Origin of the sequence: Mesorhizobium sp. M0074, assembly GCF_040322975.1 — a bacterium.
In the GTDB taxonomy this organism is placed as follows: domain Bacteria; phylum Pseudomonadota; class Alphaproteobacteria; order Rhizobiales; family Rhizobiaceae; genus Mesorhizobium.
The window spans coordinates 1-861 of record NZ_JAMYUM010000085.1; the positions used below are offsets into that span (position 1 = coordinate 1).

Here is an 861-nt window from a genome sequence, read left to right on the forward strand (position 1 = left end):
CCACCGCCTCGCCGACAAGCTCGTGCTCGCAAAGCCGCGCCGCGATCTCGCCCGGCTCGATGCGGAAGCCGCGGATCTTCACCTGCTCGTCGTTGCGGCCCAAAAACTCCAGATTGCCGTCCGGCAGATAACGCGCCAGGTCGCCGCTCCGGTACAGCCGGTCGCCCTCCACAAACGGGCTGGCGATGAACCGCTCGGCCGTCAGCTCCGGCCGGTTCAGGTAGCCACGCGCAACCCCCGCCCCGCCGATATAGAGCTCGCCCACCGCCCCGAACGGCACCGGCGCACCATGAGCGTCCAGCAGGTAGATCCGCGTGTTCGCAATCGGGCGCCCGATCGGGATGGAGGCCAGCCCCCCGACAGCGTCGGATATTGCGAATGTGGCACATCCAACCGTCGCTTCTGTCGGACCATAATGATTGATCAGACGCACGTTCGGGAAATGCTCTTGCCAAAACTGCATGTCTGCCGGGATCAAGGCCTCGCCACCGACCATGAGTGCTCTGGTCGGGGCTGGTCCCTTGTAGGCTTCAAGCCGCTTGTTCAGCAGGCTTAGATGCGAAGGGGTCAGCTTGATTAGATCATAGGTCTGACCATCCTCTAAAGCAGCAAGCGCATGTATTAGGGCAATGGGGTTGGCAAGACGAAGCTTGGCGCCCGCCAAGAAAGGCCCGAATAAGGTCGTAACGCCAGCATCAAAGCTGAACGACAGCAGCATGGGCGAACCGTTGCCGGCTTCTTCGTAATGGCTGCGATCCGACCAATGCAAATAGTTCACCAGACTTCCATGCTCGACCATGACGCCCTTTGGGGTTCCGGTGGAGCCTGAGGTGTAGATGACATAGGCGAGATGGCGCGCGG

1 protein-coding gene is annotated in these 861 nt (G+C 61.6%); it reads right to left on the reverse strand.

Going from position 1 to position 861, the window contains the following annotated elements; all coding sequences use genetic code 11:
- The coding region (locus tag NKJ73_RS34065; protein WP_352572768.1) for an amino acid adenylation domain-containing protein at nt 1-861 on the reverse strand (861 nt) is incomplete at both ends.